General features: G+C 43.2%; 15 protein-coding genes and 2 pseudogenes. 7 read left to right on the top strand and 10 right to left on the bottom strand.

Annotated features, from left to right (window positions below):
• Positions 1 to 246 precede the first annotated feature (246 nt).
• From V7K49_RS30900 to V7K49_RS30890, 3 genes are all read right to left on the bottom strand, one after another.
• A complete protein-coding gene (locus tag V7K49_RS30900) occupies positions 247 to 1,179 on the bottom strand; it encodes an alpha/beta fold hydrolase (protein ID WP_334866145.1) in 933 nt (310 codons plus the stop codon).
• 19 nt (positions 1,180 to 1,198) lie between these two features.
• Entirely contained in the window at positions 1,199 to 1,705 is a 507-nt protein-coding gene (locus V7K49_RS30895; RefSeq protein ID WP_334866147.1) for a DUF4112 domain-containing protein, read from the bottom strand.
• A 94-nt stretch (positions 1,706 to 1,799) separates the two neighbouring features.
• Positions 1,800 to 2,696 carry a YihY/virulence factor BrkB family protein gene (locus tag V7K49_RS30890; protein WP_335209045.1) on the bottom strand — a complete coding sequence of 299 codons (897 nt, stop codon included), beginning with the start codon at positions 2,694 to 2,696 and terminating at the stop codon, positions 1,800 to 1,802.
• A 481-nt stretch (positions 2,697 to 3,177) separates the two neighbouring features.
• On the opposite strand from V7K49_RS30890, the gene V7K49_RS30885 reads away from it, so the two are divergent.
• From V7K49_RS30885 to V7K49_RS30860, 6 genes and pseudogenes are all read left to right on the top strand, one after another.
• On the top strand, positions 3,178 to 3,642 hold the full coding sequence (locus V7K49_RS30885; protein ID WP_335209043.1) for a hypothetical protein: 465 nt from the start codon (positions 3,178 to 3,180) through the stop codon (positions 3,640 to 3,642).
• Between the two features lie 201 nt (positions 3,643 to 3,843).
• Positions 3,844 to 5,073 (top strand): tetratricopeptide repeat protein, encoded by a 1,230-nt coding sequence (locus tag V7K49_RS30880; protein ID WP_335209220.1) that lies wholly within the window; start codon positions 3,844 to 3,846, stop codon positions 5,071 to 5,073.
• Positions 5,074 to 5,704: 631 nt separating this feature from the next.
• Complete coding sequence (locus tag V7K49_RS30875) at positions 5,705 to 6,682, top strand: VOC family protein (protein WP_335209042.1); 978 nt, start codon at positions 5,705 to 5,707, stop codon at positions 6,680 to 6,682.
• A 6-nt stretch (positions 6,683 to 6,688) separates the two neighbouring features.
• Positions 6,689 to 6,997 (top strand): annotated as a pseudogene (locus V7K49_RS30870) (winged helix-turn-helix domain-containing protein); the annotation flags it as partial.
• A gap of 199 nt (positions 6,998 to 7,196) precedes the next feature.
• Positions 7,197 to 7,409 (top strand): hypothetical protein, encoded by a 213-nt coding sequence (locus V7K49_RS30865; RefSeq protein ID WP_335209041.1) that lies wholly within the window; start codon positions 7,197 to 7,199, stop codon positions 7,407 to 7,409.
• A 61-nt stretch (positions 7,410 to 7,470) separates the two neighbouring features.
• Positions 7,471 to 10,083 (top strand): chloride channel protein, encoded by a 2,613-nt coding sequence (locus tag V7K49_RS30860; protein ID WP_335209219.1) that lies wholly within the window; start codon positions 7,471 to 7,473, stop codon positions 10,081 to 10,083.
• On the opposite strand, the gene V7K49_RS30855 is transcribed toward V7K49_RS30860, so the two are convergent.
• The 6 genes and pseudogenes from V7K49_RS30855 to V7K49_RS30830 form a co-directional block, all read right to left on the bottom strand.
• Positions 10,080 to 10,208 (bottom strand): hypothetical protein, encoded by a 129-nt coding sequence (locus tag V7K49_RS30855; protein ID WP_335067021.1) that lies wholly within the window; start codon positions 10,206 to 10,208, stop codon positions 10,080 to 10,082. The genes V7K49_RS30860 and V7K49_RS30855 overlap by 4 nt on opposite strands.
• On the bottom strand, positions 10,189 to 11,784 hold the full coding sequence (locus V7K49_RS30850; protein WP_335209039.1) for a DHA2 family efflux MFS transporter permease subunit: 1,596 nt from the start codon (positions 11,782 to 11,784) through the stop codon (positions 10,189 to 10,191). Before V7K49_RS30850 ends, V7K49_RS30855 begins: the two co-directional genes overlap by 20 nt.
• Positions 11,785 to 11,859: 75 nt before the next feature.
• Positions 11,860 to 13,146 (bottom strand): annotated as a pseudogene (locus V7K49_RS30845) (MFS transporter).
• Between the two features lie 287 nt (positions 13,147 to 13,433).
• The gene (locus V7K49_RS30840) at positions 13,434 to 14,906 is read right to left on the bottom strand and encodes an HlyD family secretion protein (protein WP_335209038.1); all 1,473 of its coding nucleotides are present in this window, start codon (positions 14,904 to 14,906) and stop codon (positions 13,434 to 13,436) included.
• Positions 14,907 to 15,066: 160 nt separating this feature from the next.
• Positions 15,067 to 15,534 carry a MarR family winged helix-turn-helix transcriptional regulator gene (locus V7K49_RS30835; protein ID WP_334866163.1) on the bottom strand — a complete coding sequence of 156 codons (468 nt, stop codon included), beginning with the start codon at positions 15,532 to 15,534 and terminating at the stop codon, positions 15,067 to 15,069.
• Between the two features lie 77 nt (positions 15,535 to 15,611).
• The gene (locus tag V7K49_RS30830; RefSeq protein ID WP_335209037.1) at positions 15,612 to 17,270 is read right to left on the bottom strand and encodes a glycosyltransferase family 39 protein; all 1,659 of its coding nucleotides are present in this window, start codon (positions 17,268 to 17,270) and stop codon (positions 15,612 to 15,614) included.
• Positions 17,271 to 17,408: 138 nt separating this feature from the next.
• Here V7K49_RS30830 and V7K49_RS30825 point away from each other — a divergent pair, with 138 nt between their 5' ends.
• The gene (locus V7K49_RS30825) at positions 17,409 to 18,077 is read left to right on the top strand and encodes a class I SAM-dependent methyltransferase (protein ID WP_335209036.1); all 669 of its coding nucleotides are present in this window, start codon (positions 17,409 to 17,411) and stop codon (positions 18,075 to 18,077) included.
• An 88-nt stretch (positions 18,078 to 18,165) separates the two neighbouring features.
• On the opposite strand, the gene V7K49_RS30820 is transcribed toward V7K49_RS30825, so the two are convergent.
• Positions 18,166 to 18,990: a zinc-dependent peptidase gene (locus V7K49_RS30820; protein WP_335209035.1), complete on the bottom strand. Its 825-nt coding sequence runs from the start codon at positions 18,988 to 18,990 to the stop codon at positions 18,166 to 18,168.
• Between the last annotated feature and the right edge of the window lie 241 nt (positions 18,991 to 19,231).

Raw genomic sequence — 19,231 nt, 5'->3', positions numbered from 1 at the left:
CAGCGGCAAATGGCAGAGTGGGAGTTTGAAAGCTGACTGATATGCTTCCTCCCACTCTTCTTTTTATTTAGCGTAGGCATAGCCCGCACTTCGACCCAACTCTTGGAGAGGCTGCGCCAACGGCATGGTTCGACTGCGCTCACCAGCCGCTCAGGGCAACGCAAGCTCAGTGACTGCCGCTAGCATCGCTCTCAGATATGCCAATCAAAAAAACAACCATCAACTCAATTAGAACATAAATTCTTTTTATAAATCACTATCCCGTAAAAACTCAAGAATCGCTGCATTCAACACCTCAAAAGCACCAGTTGAGGCATCATGACAGCAGTTAGACAAAATTTGTAATTTGGAATTGGGAATATGCTGATGCAATTTTTCACCATGACTAGCAGGAAACCAACTATCTTGATCACCCCACAAAACTAGTGTAGGACACTTAATTGAACTCAAATTATTTTGAATTTGGGTGAGCATATTGGGCTTCTTTGCTTGCCAATTCTCAATTTCTCGCGCTGCTATTTGTAACTCTTCAGCAACTTTCGCAACCGTACCTGGCAGTTCAATAAACGGGTAAGTTATCCAATAGACATCTTCCTGTGTCAAAATTGATGGATCGAATAATACCCCACGTCTTTCTATTGCCATAATTTCTCTAAATAGAGGTGCAAACAAATATGCCAGCCGTAAGGAGTCAATTGTTTGCATTATTTCTAGGGGCATTAGGGCAAGTAACCACATAGCCCAATGGGGTAGATGTTCGGTAAAAATAGGTACGTTTACTACTACAAGCTGCGCGATTAACTGCGGATGTTCTTGAGCAAGGGCAAGGGCAACTAATCCCCCCAGAGATTCAGCTACAATCACTGCGGGTTGATCACATAATGCCTGAATAATTCTTTTAAACTCAATAACTTGATGACTGTTGTGTTCTCTACGAGACAATGGTTTTTCGGAAAAACCAAAATTTTTGGCATCAAAACAGATTACCCGAAAATATTTCGATAATGGTGCTATACTGTGCCGCCAATTATAGCTCCAACTACCCATGCCATGTAATAAAATTAGCGGTTTCCCTTTACCTTTTTCGCCATAAGCAATTTGTACAGGATACCCTTTAGCATCAGTAATAACTAGACTTTGCCGCCCTTCAGGAAAAGTAGCTTGCCACCAATCTTTCATTCCTTTATCAATAAATAATTTAACCGCCAGTTAAGGCGTTCCACAATATTCTAATTAGTATTACTGGTAATGCCACTAAAACAATGGAGATTAGCAACAATCCAGCCAAAACGGCAAAGATAAACCACCTGTCTGCACTCTTTTGCTGGCTAGGAAACTTTAAGTACTCTTCCAAGAGCTTGATATTATAGCTGTTAGCTGTCCAGGCAAAATCAAAAAAGTCTCCCAAAACTGGGACAGCACCTACCAAGCCATCAATGATCACATTCAAAACCATTTTGCCTAAAGTGGCTCTAGATACACCCAGCCGCGCTGCTTCTAGGATGATGTAGCTAGAAAACATGACTCCCAAAAAATCACCACCAATAGGTATAAGTCCTAAAATTGGATCTAGACCAAAACCAATTTTCGTACCAGGAATGGTAATAACATTATCCAGCAGCCGACTTAACTGACGCAACCGCTTCAAGGTGGGTGCTTTGGCATCAGGTTCAATCATCGAAAACCGAGGAGGAGATTCAGGCATAAAGGCGATCGCTAGCTTTGGATTGAATCGTTAGATATTCTACTCTTCTACTGAGCTTTGGCAAAAATTTCCACAGAGATTTCAGCTATATTTTCTATTTTTCAGGGGATTCTGACTGTGCTTTTGGGCGCATATCTTCGCCGACAGTCACGTTCAACTGATCGCCGATTAACAGAACAGCAGCGCTCATCGACAGCCAGAGCATTAAAACTATCACAGCCCCTACTGCACCATAGACTTTATTATAATTGCCAAAATTCGCCACATAAAGCCGAAATAGGGCAGACAAAATTGCCCAAAAAACAGCTGCTAAAATTGCTCCAGGCATCATTGGCGTGCCTGAGTTCCACTGGCTTGGCCCATAGCGATAGACAAAGCCAAAGGCGACAGCAACAATACTTAAAGCTAAAGGCCAGCGTAACAGCTGCCAAAGATGCAACAAAAAGATCAAAGAACCATTTCCGCGTACTACCATTGCCAATAGCCAGTCGCTGGTAAACACTAAGAAAGAAGCCAATACTAAAAGCAACATAGTACCGACTGTTAATCCCAGAGAGACGAGCTTGGCTTTCCAAAAGGGACGAATGTTTTCTGGAGGAATTTGATGGATTTGGTCGAGAGCTGTCATAGCGGTACTCACCGCCCCAGAAGCAGTCCAAATTGCTAATACAAAGCTCAGAGAAAATAAACTGCTGTTTTTGGAGTTAGTAATTTCTGTGGTAGCAAAATCACGAATTAGATCCAAGGCTTGTTCAGGTAAGATTTGACTAAGTTGATTAGCCAGTTTGTTAAAGGTGGCTTGCAAAGATTCTGCCAATAAGCCAATGGCTGTGATCAGAGCCAGAATTGCTGGAAACAGCGATAGCATAGCATTGAAGGCGATTTCCGAGGCGAGTCCTAAAAGTCGTCTTTCGATTGTCCTGGCAAAAGTTTTTTTGAGCGTGTGCCAATTGAGGTGGCGAAAGAAGCGAAAAAAACGAGGCTTTGGCATGATTTAGAGTTAAAGCTGGTTGGGTTTGTTAACTACTTTCCCAAATTTGGGGTAGCGATCGCATTTATCTTTTTACCGCAAGAATACCGAGTCGGGAGTGGGAGAATAGGGGAGCATACTTCGACCCAACTCTTGGAGAGGCTGCGCCAACAGCAAGCTCAGTGCATCGCTGCGCTCAGTAACCAGGGGAGCAGGAGGAGAGTTTCTGACTAATGACTCTTGACTAATAACCATTGACCGTGCGAATTTTAGATTTTAGATTAAAGAATTAAAAATTATTTCGGTTCATGCCCCGCCCCGCACTTCTGACAGGGTGCGTAGCTTGCTTCTCCGTAGGAGTATGTGGGCGGAACAATTCCATTATCCAAAATTTAAAATTAGGCTTGCCCCAAGCCAAAAAGTGGTCGGGGTCAATCCAAAATCCAAAATCCAAAATTTAAAATCGATTGACTAATGACCATTGACTAATAACTATTTATTTATGAATCAAGATTTAACACAACAGTGGTTGACAGAAATCCAGGTACTCAAAGAGCAGATGGCGGGACTTCAGGGCGATCGCGATGCTGCTTGGGAAAGTGCTCAAAAATGGCGTCAGCTTTACAACACAGAAGCAGAACAACGCCGCACAGATGCCCAACTGTCCCAACAGGCGATCGCATCCCTTAAGTCAGACCTGTATAAACTCCAGGGTCTTGAGGTCAAGACACTGGCTGCTGAGACACCAGTAACAGCGATCCAAGAAGAAATAGAACAACTAAAATCTGTGGAGGACTTGCAAGCTAAACTCATCGCCGTAATCAAAGAACGCGATCGCCTCTTGCAAGCTTTCAAAACTGAGCAGGATAACCACGCCCAAATCCGTAATAGCCTGACTACTGCCTTGGGTGATGCTATTGATAGCTTGACACGGGAACGAGCCAAAGGAGAAAAACACAGTCAATGACCCGCCGCTAACCACTTAACCCTATGCTGGTTATGTCGCCGATCGCGGCTTGGTGGAAGAGACCTAACTGGTAACTGTCGCGCACCCTCCCTGATGCCTTGGGGAAGGCTGTACTTGATTTACTTACAAAATGCTGTAATAGGGCATGGGGATAATTGCCAATTACCTCATGCAACTAACTCAAGGGAAGGTAAAGTACCCATGCTCAAGCGCTTAATTGTGATTGTTACTGCTGCTACACTCTTTAGTAGTTCCTTGACGCTAGCAGACAGTAAAAAGCCCAAACCACCGGATAAATTTCCTCCTAGTCCCCTAGAAATTACCACACTCGATCCACTGCTACCACGTTTGCCCAAGGATAAACAGCCGTTAACTCTCGAAGAACAGCAAAAGTTAGAACCAGCGCTGGATGCCTTAAACCAAGAAGCAGCGGCAAAACTGCAAGCAGGGGATCAGGTGGCGGCGTTTGAAATTTGGAACCGGGAACTGCGCTTGCGACGCTTTTTAGGTTCATCACTAGAGGTGCAAGCATTATCACGAGTCGGGGCGATCGCCTGGAAGCAAAACAACAGCCAAGAAGTACAATATATTACGCAGCGATTGCAAGCAATTCAAAAGCAGACACAATCTCAGAAAAAAACTGCCCAAATTGATCTAGAATTGTGGCGATCGCTAGGGCAAGCTTACCAAAATGTGCGATCGCCTAAACTAGCCCTAGAAGCTTACGATCAAGTTTTGTTAGTGGTGCGACAGCAAAAAAATACCACAGCCCTAGTAGAAATCCTCAAGACAGTTGGGGAACTAAATTTGAGTTGGTTTGATTATCGCAAAGCTGCGCCAATCTACGAGGAATTGTTGAGTTTAGCTACTTCTGTTGGCGATCGTGTAAACGAGCTAACATATCTGCAACGGCTGGCTGAGATTTACGAGCAGACAAACCAACCACAGCAGTCATTGAATGTACTTAATAAATTAGCAGAAATTTACGTCAATGAAAATAATCTTACTGAAATACCAGAATTAAAGCTAGCGATCGCTTCAGATTACGAATCTCTAGCAAAGAAAGATCCTAACTTACTGCTAGAAGCTTTTAAAAATTATCAAGAAGCTTATACTACTGCTTGGCAATTACAGGAATACGTTCGTGCTGGTGAAGCTTTGCAAAAATTAATTGCGCTGTATCGTTCTCAAGGACAAACAGACGAGGCTTTACAGGCTAGCCAAATTCTTGTGCAGACAGAGGCAGAAGCCGCCAACTTTTACGGGTTGATGCAAGCTTATGACCAAATTGGACAATTGTATCTAGAACGCAAAGAGTTTCCTCAAGCAGTAACAGCTTTTCAAAAAGGGTTAGAACTAGCGCACCAACTCAAACATCAGGAAGCATACTTTACTGGGCAAATTGAAAAAGTCTCAAAAGCAAATTTGTAGCCAATATTAGAGTTTGTCAAGTCTCAATTCATCCTAGTCCTGGCGACTAGAAGTCGTAGGCCAGTTGCTCATGGGGAAACCCCCTTCTCTACGAGCCGCTCCGCGTTGGCGTAGCCTCTCCTAAAGGGAGAAGATCGCACTGGCTTGGCTATACAGGTAAAACCAACGCAGGTGGGTTTGAAACCCTTGATTTTCTCTTAGTCCACCTCTGTGGACTTTGCTTGTGTAGTAGTGAATTATATTCGCCTAATACTTTTCAAACAACCTCTTAGCTCGAATTTATCCATTTTTGATTCAATCAAGCAGCGTAAACAGCAATATCTCTCAAACGCTCAAATAAAAGACGAGGGACTTTTATCATTTAAGTTCTTTCGGCTCGACTTTATCCATTTTTTTTTCGCAACGCGATCGCGATCGCTGAAACCTTTGTAGAACGGTTATTTTACTTTTTTAAATTATCGATAATCTGTGACAAGCTTATTTTTCTCTCAAAGATGTTTAAGTCCCGTTAGAAAACAACACAAAAATGTCTCTATTCGAGAATGTAATTGAACCCTCGTAAATTGGCGATCGCGTAGCGTGTCCTTTAGGACAAGGTATTGCTATACTTCTTAAATTTAGGGAAATTGCAATGATTAGTGGAATTTTTGAAAACTGTATTGGCTTAAAGGATATTGAAGCTACCTTAAAATATTGGACTGAGTTCGGTTATCGAGAGGTCAATAGAGGACAACTCTCAGCAGAACAGGCGGGATTACTCTACGGTCATGCATCAGATTTGACATCGTTACGACTGCAAAATGGTAACTCATCAGATCATGGATTAGTACGGTTGCTATCGTGGAAACAACCTCGTAATCAAGGTCTAGGTCATACCTTGCCAGTAGTAAATGGTAGCCGCTGGTTTGCTTCTCTGGTTCAAGATATTTATGTGCTCGCTGATGCTTTTAACGATGATAAAGCTAACGGTGGAGACTGGATTTATTCAGAACCAGTTCGCGCGATCGAGTTTACAGGCAATTTAGGAGTGGGCTTATATAACCGCTTTGTTGGGGTGCGCGAAATGTTTGTGATTAGTTCACAGACGCGACAGGCGTTTTTTCAGCGATATAACTATAATAGACCCGGTTACGGCACGATTGATCCCAGTTCCCCATTGTTGGTAAGCGAAGGAACTCATTCCAGTATGATCATCTCGGATCACAGCCTCAGTTCTTTCTACGTAGAGGTTTTTGGACTTGTACCCTTTGAGAGCAACCCCAACCGATCGGGTTATGAAAAACCTTCTACTCGCCTAACATTGATGCTTGATGAAGGGCAGGAGTTTTATGTTTCAGGTTTTGCTTCACCCAAGACATATGTGGGTTTATTTCAAGTCTACAGCCCACTTTACCCCACACCAGATAAACGGGAATACTCTCAACCCGGTTCTTTGGGACTGAGTCTTTTCACTTATCAAGTTGACGATATTACCGCTTTTCATCAGCGCATTACCGCCAGCGCTGCTACTAAAGTTAGCCCAATTTTGCCTAATGAATTTGGCGAACCCTCTTTTGGGTTAGTTGCACCAGATGGGATGTACTGGATAATTGTTGGACAAACTCAATAATCTAGAACTTTATCTGACCTTTGTTGGGGAAGTCTGCGTTTAAATTCCAGCACATATGAAGTAACATATGCAGACAAACTTTTACACCTGACTCCCAAAGAATATGCCCTGCTGGAACTGCTGGTTTCTAGTGGTCGGCGGGTACTGAGTCGAAGTGGAATTATTGAGCGAATTTGGTCATTGGAAGACCCACCCAGCGAAGAAACTGTTAAATCTCATATCAAAAGTTTACGTCATCAAATCCGAGAATTTGGCGCTCCTGATGATTTTCTTGACACAGTTCACGGACTAGGCTATCGTCTGAAGCAGCTTTAGTTTTTGGCTTGTGATTGTCTACCCGATTTCTACCTGATATTTCCACAACTATTTTTTAAGCTGATATTCTGAATAACTTCTCCGAACACCACATAGCAAAATTTCCCCGAACCAAATACATAATTTGGTTCGGGGGGTTTTGATTTAAACTATTAAAAATCCTCTTCCATGTTGCTAACAATAAAGTTGGAGGTCTTCTATGAGACATCACACTGTTGATGTCAACTCGAATTTATCTCAATCCAGCTTGACTGAAAACTCAGCTGATAACGTTGGGCGAAAAGAATTGTATTTATTACCCATCACCACTTGCCCTGGCAATCCTCTGATACTCCAACTACGGTGTCAACACCAGCACCAGCATAAATCTCTGGAATTGAAGCGATCGCGCCCTAGTAACTTATTCTTGTGATTATTATATCTAGTGGTCGAATTGAATGAGTAGCCAATTGGTTGTCAAGTTTAAAATCAAGATGGCACGCATGGGGCAGATTTTTTGGAAGCGGCTCTCCCATAAGCTTTTGCCCACTAAACGCCTTGCAATGGTGCAAGCTTGTCTGATTGGTTTAGTCTCTGGATTGGCTGCTGTCTTGTTAGGGCAAGGTGTGGGATTGTTAGGTGGGTGGCGACAGCAAATATCCCATCAGTTTCCTGCTTTATTGGCACTGCCGATAATTGGGTTAGTGGGCGGATTTCTCGCAGGCTGGTTGGTGGAGCGCATCGCCCCTGAAGCTGCTGGTAGCGGGATGTCGGAAGTAAAAGCGGTGCTGGCAAAGGTGCCCATGCCCCTCAACTTGCGAATTGCTGTAGTGAAATTGGTCGGTGCAACGCTGGTGCTAGCATCTGGGATGCCGTTGGGGCGGGAAGGGCCGACGGTGCAAATTGGTGCAGCCTTAGCAAGTCAGTTTAGTCGCTGGTTTCCCACCTCCCCTGAACACCGTCGCCAACTGATTGCAGCCGGAGCCGGGGCGGGACTGGCGGCTGCCTTTAATGCCCCGATTGCTGGGGTATTATTTGTTGTAGAAGAACTTTTGCAAGATGTCTCTGACATCACCTTGGGAACGGCAATCCTGGCTTCATTTATTGGTTCTGTTGTTGCCCGTATTTGTGACACCCATAGTTTAGATTTAAATCTGCATCTAGCGGCTGCCAATACCAGCTTTTATGTGTCAGAAATTCCCTTTTACCTGCTATTGGGAATTTTGGCAGGATTCGGGGGCGTGCTGTTCAATCGCGGAGTTCTCGCCAGTTTGGGTTTAAGTCGTCGCTTTCTGAAAATCAGCTTACCTTGGCGGATGGGACTGGCTGGATTAGTGACGGGATTGGTATTTGCTTGCCTTCCCTCATTATTTCGGGACAACGCTGGATTACGGGAACTGTTGCTGACGGGTGAAGCAAACTGGCAATTAGTGGCGCTAGTTTTCTTTCTTCAGTTCCTACTTATCCTGTTTACCTACGCTTCTGGTGCGCCTGCTGGATTGCTGGTTCCCACACTAGGACTGGGAGCAGCTTTGGGTTATTTGGTAGGAACCTTAGAACACCACTTCCTGGCTGTGAGTTTGGCGACAACTTATGCACGAGTAGGGATGGGGGCATTTTTCTGTGGGGTGGCGCGAGTCCCAATTACGGCAGTAATCATCGTGTTTGAGATGACAACTGACTTTAATTTGGTGTTACCGTTGATGATTGTTTCGGTAACTGCTTATTTGGTGGCGGAAGCCCTAGAAACTGGATCACTATACGACCATCTATTAGAATTTAAAGGCATTCATTTGCCAAAAGAAACCAATCCCCAAGCACCTTGGACGCAACTAACCGCAGCCAATGTCATGCAACCGAGTGTGGAAACTCTGGGGAGCCGGATGAGTTGGGATGAGGCATTGCAGGCATTTTCCCAATCCTCCCACCGCCACTTTCCAGTATTGGAAAAGGGTAAATTGGTCGGAATCTTAACCCAACAAGATATCACAAATCTCTCCCGAACAGGTTTAAGTGAGCATCTTACTGTAGGCCAAGTGATGACTCCAGAACCAGTAACTAGCTGTCCTGTTGATACCCTTGCCCATGTGCTGCACTTGCTCAACCGTTACAAGATTAACTGTTTACCAGTTGTGCAAGGAAACCGCTTGGTGGGTATCATTACCCGTAGTGATATTATTCGGGTGCAAGCTGCCTATTTCAATGGTTCTGAAGATTTTGTCGGTTCTAAAGCCGAACCATCCCGCGTGATTTACCATACCAGTGCGCCGGAAACTGGACAGGGAAGGATACTGGTGCCATTGAGTAACCCGAAAACAGCAGGTATGCTGTTGGAAATGGCGATCGCAATTGCCCGCGATCGCCATTATGAAATAGAATGTCTGCATATTATTGTTGTCCCCCAGCACAAGATTCTTGCAGAAACCCAAGTGAATATCAAGATAGCGATGGGCCCACTGCAACAAGCAATGCGTTTGGGACAGAAATGGCATATCCCAGTACATACCCAAATTCGAGTTGCCCACGACTTGTCAGAAGCAATTTTGCAAACTATCAAAGACCGCCATATTAATTTCATGCTGATGGGTTGGAAAGGCAGCACAGCCACACCGGGAAGGGTCTTCAGTCGGGTAGTAGATACGGTTATCCGGCAAGCAGCCTGTGATGTGGTGTTAGTCAAGCTGAATAAGCAAACCCACTTGGAACGCTGGTTAGTGCCGATAGCGGGTGGCCCCAATGCCCAACAGGCAATTCAATTGCTTCCAGCACTGACTTCACTGAGTAAAACTCCAGTGGTCAACTTATGTCAAGTGTTTGAACCAAATAAAACCGAAGCGGATACAACAACTCTCAAAAAAGCTGCTGATTTTCTCAAACAACGGCTCAAAGGTTTAGTAACAATTGATCCACTCTATGCAAATTCTGTGTCAGAAGCCGTCTTGGATTGTGCTAAACGCAACCAGAGTGATGTGATTATTTTGGGAGCTTCTCGTGAGGGGATGCTGCAACAAGTAGTGCATGGTAATATCCCAGCAACTATCTGCCGAAATAATAACCAAACTGTGATTTTGGTACGTGCAGCATCTTCTATTGGAGAGGGTAATTAATCTCCTAATAATACATCTTCATATATAGCTGCGTAGGCGTAGCCCGCCGCAGGCATCGCACAACGAAAATCAACGCTAGCTAAATGCACTTCTTCTTCTTTAAATTTAATGAGCGCCAGCGCCACCAGTTGCCTTCACCTTTTTGAGGAATAAAACGGCAAGTCCACTAAGTAACAATGCAATACCAATAAAGTAGAAACAATCGTTAAAAGCCATTACAAAGGCTTCCCGGCGGACAATGTTAGATATAGATGCGATCGCTTCATTTTGGGCTGTACTCAAATCTTCTCCCCGACTGACAAAATACTGTGTCATTTGGTCAAGTCGCTGTTGAGTTTCTGGGTTATATAAAGATACTCCTTCACCCAATTTATTCGAGTGAAATTGTTCTCTATTTGCCAATAAAGTCGCTAAAGAAGCAATTCCGATAGAACCGCCCAGATTCCGCATCATATTAAATAAACCACTTGCCGAACCTGCTTCTTTCGGACTCAATCCAGCAGTGGCGATAGAACTAAGCGGTACCATAATTAGAGGTTGTCCCATTGCACGCACAAATTGCGACCAGCGTAATTGATCTAATCCTGTTTCATTAGTCATTCCAGAGTTCATAAATGCACTGATGGAAAACAAAGTCACACCAAAAGCTACCATGAAACGCACATCAATACGTTGCATCAATTTCGGGATGAGGGGAATAATAAACAGTTGGGGAATACCAGCCCAAATCAATACTTCACCAATTTGCAGAGCATTGTATTTTTGAATTTGGGCAAGATACAAGGGTAAAATATAAATTGAACCATACAATCCTACTCCCAAGGACACATTGACAATACTCGCTAAACCAAAGTTCCGCCTAAGCACAAGCCGTAAATTAATAAATGGTTGTTTACGAGTTAATTCTATAAAGAAAAACACGGCTAAAAAAATTACCGCAATCACACTTAAGCGCACAATCAGTGTTGAACTAAACCAATCTTTGCGACTACCTTCTTCTAAAACAACTTGTAGGGAACCTAATCCAATAGCCATTGCAATAATTCCCCACCAGTCACCTTGTTTCAGTAAATTAATTTGGGGTTGTTCTTGCTTAATTCCATACCAAACACCAGCCAGCATTAATACCCCTGGAATTACATTTATATAAAAGTTGTACTCCCAACCAAAATTTTCTGTTAACCAACCTCCCAATGTCGGGCCAATTGAGGGTGCAAAAACTGCACTAAACCCAAATGCAGCCAGCCCAATTGATTGCTTAGATTGAGGTAAAGTCGTTAATACAACTGTCATAGCGGTGGGAATTAATACTCCTCCACTAAAACCTTGCAAGACTCGAAAGAAAATCATGGAATTGAGATCCCATGACCAACCACAGCATATAGAAAAGAAAATAAATAATGCAGTATTGACTAACAGATAACGTCGCAGAGAAAACACCCGTGATAACCATCCTGTTAGAGGAATTACCACAATTTCTGCTACGAGATACGCCGTAGAAATCCAAGAACCTTCTTCTAAAGTTGCTCCTAAACTTGCTTGAATATCTTGCAGCGAAGCATTAGTTATTTGAATATCTAATACTGCCATAAATGCACCAAGCATACTGGCTATTACACCAATCCAGGTTCTTAGCGGTACACGTTCTGGTGGTACAGCAGGATTTTGCCCTTGCTGACGAATTACACCTGTATTAGCCATAGTGTTGTTCCAGTTCCAAGGTTAAGTAACAAAATTATTATTAAATCTTATACCATCTATTGGTGGTTTTTTATCCTAAGCTTTATTACTTATTAAAATTCCCTTTTGCTCATAAATTGGACGCATTATTTTCCTTAAAGCAGGCAACTGTCTGCTAAAAATAATAGAGCCTAAGATACAAGCCATGCCATCAATTATTAAAGTATTGGTAGCACCAATATGACTTGCTAATACACCTCCTAATAAATTACCCACGGGAATCATCCCCAAAAATGACATTGTGTATAAGCTCATCAATCGCCCACGTTTATCGTCTTCAACAATTGTTTGTAAAAATGTGTTGCTAGCAGCAATCTGGAGAATTGTTCCCAAGCCAACAAATAACATTGTGAATAAAGAAAGTGGTAAAAACCGTGACAATGAAAAGGCAATTAGACCAATTCCTAAAATTGCTGGAGCTAAGGCAATTAATTGACCAATTCCTAAGATTGTTTGGCGCGTAGCTAGATAAATACCACCAGTTAAAGCTCCAACTCCAGACGCAGCCATCAAAAACCCCAAGGTTTCTGCACCACCTTTGAAAACTTGTTCTGCAATAACTGGTACCAAAATAGTGTTTTGCAGTCCCATGAGGCTGACTAAAGCTGATAGCAATAAGATGGCTCGAATAGGTGGAAAGCTAAAGGCATATATAAATCCCTCTTTGACTTTTTGTAAGGGATTACCGTCAGTTACCACATTTTTCCAAGGTTTAATTTTCATTGCTAATAAAGCGGCGATTACAGCAATGTAGCTTAAACCATCAAATAAAAAACAATAGCCAGTTCCAATCCTGGCAATTAGTAAACCTCCGATTGCAGGGCCAATTAATCGCGCACCGTTGATCATTGTAGAGTTAATGGCGATGTCTGACGACAAGCCGCTTTGCGTCTACGCATTGGCTAAATCTTCTCTTCGTTCAACCAATTCTGGCACAAATGCTTGACGGGCTGGCGCATCTAAGGCATTAATAAATCCTTGAAACAAACTTAAAGCGATGATGTGCCATACCTGAATCACACCAGTTAGCGCCAGCACTGCTAATGTTAACGATTGAATCATCGCCAAGACTTGCGTACTAATTAAGGTACGATACCGAGAAAACCGATCTACAAATACTCCGCCAAAGGGAGCTAAAAAAAAGTTAGGAATTTGACTCGAAAATCCCACAACTCCTAGCATTAATGGGGAGTTTGTTAAGTGATAAACTAGCCAAATTGTGGCAACTTGCGTCATCCACGTCCCAATTAGAGAAATACCTTGTCCGGCAAAAAACAGCTGGTAGTTTTTTGACCTCAATGCAGGTAGTAGCGGTTTTTTCATCTAAAGTTTGTTTTATACCAATCTGCTCTCAGAAATATCATTTCACCTCGTCTTTATACGCCTGTCCATAGATGTAGGAGAATGTCATAGCAAGAAAGAGGTTTTCCATCTGTATGCAGGGAATTTGGTATTATAGCGTTTCTCGTTTGATTACTTATTAAACCCGGAGAACCCCAAAGAGACAAAGCACAGCTTTGGCTCCCTGCCCCTAATCCCCAGAGGGGGCCCCGAGTTCCCCGCAGGCGGGGAGGGGTTCTTTTATTATGGGTAATTTAGTGGACATGGTATTACTTGACTTCCACTGCAACTTCCGCAGACATCCCCGGAGTAATCCGCGATTCGTATCCTTGAATGCTCTTTTGGTCAAAAACTACTTTTACTGGGATGCGTTGTACAACTTTGGTAAAGTTACCTGTCGCGTTATCCGGTGGCAATAAAGCAAACTGAGCGCCGGAAGCTGGCGAAACACTGTCAACACGACCGATAAAGGTGTGATGAGGGAAAGAATCCAGCTTGATTTCTACAGGTTCTCCTGGGCGCATCTTTTCTAATTGGGTTTCTTTGAAGTTCGCAACTACCCAATAGTTGTTATCTACGATCGCCATTAATGGTGTTCCCGATTGGACTCGGTTGCCAATTTCCACGTTTTTCTTCCCGACTCGTCCGGCACTGGGAGCGGTAACATTGGCATAAGATAGTTGCAATTGTGCGTCTTTGAGCGATGCTTCTGATTGGGCGATCGCAGCTTTTGCGGCATCGTATTGACTACGTTTTACTGTTGTATCTTGTCCGCCGGCGGTAGCTTGTTGCAATCCTCCCTTAGATGCTGCCAATTTAGCTTGGGCGTTGGTGACATTTTCTTGCGCCTGTGCTAGTTGAGATTGGGCTTTGGCGACACCAACTTTCGCGGAGGCTAACTTAGCTTGGGCTTGTTCTACTCCCTGAATAGCGGCGTTTTTTTGGGCTTTAGCCACATCATAAGTTGCCTTGGCTGTGTCTAATTGCTGACGAGCGATCGCACCTGTTTTATACAACTGGTTGTAACGATTGTAATCTGCTTGAGCTTTTTCCAAATTCGCATTTGCTTGCGCTACCTGCGCTTGGGCAGCAGGAATCCCTGCTTGGGCTAGTCTGACTTCAGCTTGCGCCGCTGGTATCCCAGCTTGGGCTTCTTGTACTGCTGCTTGGGCTGTGGAAATTGCTGCTACCGCACCACTGACATCCCCCTGCGCTTGACTTGTCTTACCAGTGGTAGTTTGTGAAGTTAAAGCAATATTTGCTTGGGCGGCTTGCGCCTGGCCACGCGCATTTTCTAGCGCTGCTGCTGCTTGTTGTACCTTACTTTCATAGTCCCGTGGATCTAACTTCACTAACAATTGTCCCGGTTGCACCAACTGGTTATCATTCACAAGTACCTGACTTACAGTTCCAGGAATGCGGCTACTAACTTGGTGAATGTTTCCGGCAACGGTGGCGTTGTCTGTTTCCTGGTGGGTGGAGGCGTATTGCCAGTAGTGAAAACCAAAAGTACCTGCGGCGATCGCACCCACGCCTAATCCTGCCAAAATTAAACCAGTCGGTTTTTTCCGCTTCGGTTTCGCTGGAACTTCTTTCTCGATCTCAGGAGTTACAACTGGTGCTTCTACTGTTGCGGATGTGTCTGCTGTCAAAGCTTCTAAACTCTCTAAGTCAGGAATCACTTGTTTTTCTAAAACTGGGGTCTTGTGTCCGTTGCGTCCGTTCAAAGTATTAGCGCCCATGATGCTTACCTCGCTTGCTCGTTCAATAATTTGATTAATACTCGTTTATTTAGAATGCGTAATATTTCCTGAAAAAAATCCTTTTTCCTTAGTATGCGTACTATTATCTCAAAATAAATCTTCACACTACCTCCCCCGGTCGGGTGATTGTGGGTAATCTTTAGGAGAGGTTAGCGATCGCCCGGTTCAAGATTTGGGAAAACAGTTCCCGGTCAGCGAAGGAAATACCGTCCATTGCTTCATCACGCACTGTTGCCGCAATAGGCGGTAAGACAGCTTCTAGTTGCTTACCTGCATCCGTTAACCAGATCCGCCAGATGCGGCGATCGTGGGTGTCGCGTTCTCGACGCACCAAACCGCGTTCTTCCATCCGATCTAGTACGCCTGTTAAAGTCCCTCCCACTTGTTTGAGTTTGTCCCCAATACTAGAAGTTGGTAAACCATCTTCTTGCCAAAGACAGCACAACACCAGCCAGTGAAATGGCGTCAATCCAAACGGTTCTAGCCTCTCAGTAAACTTGCGACTGAGGAGTTGTGAGACTAATTTGATTCTGTAGCCCAAATTGTATGGTGCCAGATTTTGCTGCCACGACTGTAAAGGTGGGGAGTGATTAGATGTAGAAACCATTGAGCAAAATATTTAGTGTACGTACTATTATTTTACCAAAATTGATCTTTTTTAGCAATAGTTGCTTTGTATCTGTCTTAGGGAAGAATTTGAATCAACTGGGACTCTTTTACTGTACCAATAATGCGGTGAGGTCGAGATAATTTAAGGGACTGGTCAGTATAGATCCAAGCATAGCTCAAAGCTGGTACTTGAGAAATAGAGACTACTGGTTGGGGGCGAATAGAAAGATAGAAATTAAGCAGTACTTTGGTTTTAGCGTCTATTTCCACATAGTAGGTAGGATGAGATTGGAGAATTGAGGCGATCGCAGGTTGTTGTAAAAACACTTTCAAAGCCGGGTTATAGTCACTTAACAGCCCCATGCTACCTGTCGCCGCCAAAGCCAGCCAACAGGGAATTAACCAACCTGCAATCCAGTAACGGGTTGTGAGAAACTTTATGTCAAAGTGGTAACGACTAATCCACACTACAGGCAAAATTAACCAACCCAAGCCCATAGCCAAGCCAATAGTTGCATACTTGCGAATATCAGAACCACCCCAACTAAGTACGCCAATACTCGCTATCACAAGTAAAACACCTAACCCACCAAAGCCATAACTGAGATTTCGAGGCAGATTCTTGATGGCAAAAAGGGATAATATATTTATTCCACGTTTTTGAAGAGGGAATTGTGAAGGAATCCCTGTCTGGTAAATATTGCCTAACCAGTTTAAACCCACAGATGCAAACAAAGCTATGAACGGATAAAGGCAGAGACTATAGTGAGGGAAACGACTGCTAAAAATACTAAGTTCACAAAATAGGACAAGTGGAAAGCCAACTAATATTAACTGGTAACGAGGAATAGGACGACGGAGAGTCGAAACTAAACCTAAAATTCCGAAAAAAGCCCAAGGAAATGCTATTAAAGGGATATTCCATATATAAAACAGCGGCCCATTATTATAATGATCCTCAGAACCTTGCCGCACAACAAACTTGAACAACTCCTCAAAACTTTGATTTCCGTAGTGCAACCAGTTTAACCACAGCCAAACACAGGTAGGGATTAAACCTACAAAAAAGCCTAAATACAAAATTGGGTTAGTAAGATGACGATGACGGCGATGTTCCCAAATTAAATAAGGGAATAAAGCTATAATAGGCAAAAAAATCATAAAGCTTCTGACTAAGAAGCCTAAACCTAAACTTAAACCAGCGATAAAACTCCAAAAATAGCGATATTTAGGATGTAATTCTGTTTTTATTAAAGACAAAATAGCTAAAAGTACCAAGAAAATCATCGGTACATCAGGTGTACTTAAGCGGCAGTATTGCAGCCAGAGAAATTCCACACTTAAAATTGCAGCAGCTAGCCAAGCTAATTTTTTACCTAGCATAATTTTGCCGATTTCATACACAAGCCATAAACTAAAAATCCCAGCAATCATACTAGGAAGACGCGCACTGGTATCACTGATCCCAAACAGCTTGTAGAAACTAGCAATTAACCAATAAAGACCAGGGGTTTTATGATGTGCTCTTTCCCAAGGATCTATCCAATTACCAGAATCAAACATCAGACGGGCACGCGATGCGTAAAGTCCTTCATCATGTGCCATCAGACTATTGTGCCCAGAAGTAAGTAATAATAAGGGCAGTATCCAAACTAACAAACTAAAATATGGTAATGATCCGACTAGACGGATTTGTCGCCAAATATGCTGCAAGAAGTGTAGTTTATATAACATTAAATTGATAAAAATTGAATGCTGCTATTTAGACGAGTTTATGTGTCCTGCTGTTATTAAAATATCTTACATAGTGATTGTGAAAAAATACCTGGAATTGCCGCATTTTTCGGAAAAAGTAATCCCAAACAGAGATTTATGCAGTTAAGACCGAATCAACGCCTGAAATTAGACGACACAGATGATAAGCTGTTCTATGCCTATCCCCGCTTCGTCACCCATGTCGATGAAGGATTTATTCAACAGCTAACGGATTTATATCGCGATCGCCTCAAACCCATACTTCGGCTACGCTCAGTACAAGACATCCGCATTTTTGATATGATGAGCAGTTGGGTGTCTCATCTGCCAGAAGAGATGCAGTTTGACCATGTGGAAGGACACGGACTCAATGGTGAGGAACTAGCACGAAATCCCCACTTAAATCATTACTTTGTCCAAAATCTTAACGAAAATCCGCAGCTACCTTTACCAGATGAGGATTTTGATGCTGTTCTCAATTGCGTATCTGTGCAGTATATGCAATATCCAGAAGCAGTATTTTCCGAAATTTACCGCATCCTGAAACCCGGTGGTGTCGCAATTATCAGCTTTTCTAACCGGATGTTTTTTGAAAAGGCAATTCAAGCTTGGCGGGAGGCTTCAGAGGCACAACGAGTAGAATTAGTCAAAGCCTACTTCGCCTCAGTTCCAGGATTTACAACCCCAGAAGTTATAGTTCATAAGTCAACATTACCAAATTTATTACAGTGGTTGGGTGCAGCTGGAGGAGATCCATTTTATGCCGTCATAGCTTACCGCAGTTAAGCCAAATAGTCACCAGTACAGCGGGGGCGTAAATCTAGCTACTATCTCAAACAAGACTTGGGGCTTAAGCCCCTAAAGCCCCTGTACTTCACGCCCATTGCACAGGATCTAATTGATAGTAACGTTGCAGTTGCTCATAAAGTGCTGGATGCTTGGACAACAATTGGTGCGGTTTCTCAAAGAATGTCTCAGTCGCTACGGCAAAAAATTCTGCGGGATTTGTTGCGCCATAGCTATCCATTACCGTTTTTACGCCTTGTAGAAGATCATTACAAAGTTGCTGATATGCTTGTGTCATCACCTTCGCCCAAATAGGATAGTCTGAGTTGCGTTGCAGTATCGGAACTCCTTCAGCTTTACCATCTTCTTGATCCAACTGATGGGCAAATTCATGAAGCACAACGTTACGTCCATCCCTCCAATTATTAGTGTCTTGTTTCACCTGTTCCCAAGACAGTAGTACTTGATCAGTTGTCCACGATTCCCCTAATCTTGCCACACGCCTTTCTTCAACAACATAATTTCCGATAGAAGTCGTTTCCTCAACAAAATAAGCATTGGGATACACCAGAATTGAACGAAGTCTGGGGAAGTACTGCCCACGTTCATTTAGTAGGAGTAAACAGGCGACGGATGCAAGGGTCAGTTTCATTTCCTCCGTTACCTGTAATCCTTTACAGCCAATAAATTGCTTTTCTGCTAAGAACACTTGAATATGCCCTTGAAGTCGTCTGAGTTCATTGGGAGAAAGACAAGGATAAATGGGAAGATTATTCTCAATAATGGCATTCCAAAGTGGGGAAAAAGGACGATGTTTAAGACGGTTTCTTCGCCTTTTTAGAAGAACGGGATTGACTAAAATCCCAGTGATAATTAGCCCAATGATCAGAAAGACAACTATTGTTTTAATCATTGAATTTTGAGCAATTTAAATACTTCAGTTGCGGGTAATACCAATTCGCTATGAAGATGCACTTAATTATTAAACGAACCGCCCTTCGGGTTCATCAGTCGCATACGGCGGGAAACCCGCCTACAGCGCTGGTTCACCAAGTACGCCAAGTACGCCAAGAGAAAAGGAGTAATCATTAAGGGTAAGCTCACAGAGAATTAGTATAAGCAGAAAAATTAGATAAAATAATTGTTCTTATTGT

Origin of the sequence: Nostoc sp., assembly GCF_036919675.1 — a bacterium.
Classification (GTDB): domain Bacteria; phylum Cyanobacteriota; class Cyanobacteriia; order Cyanobacteriales; family Nostocaceae; genus Nostoc.
This window is presented reverse-complemented; position numbering and strand designations above follow the sequence as displayed.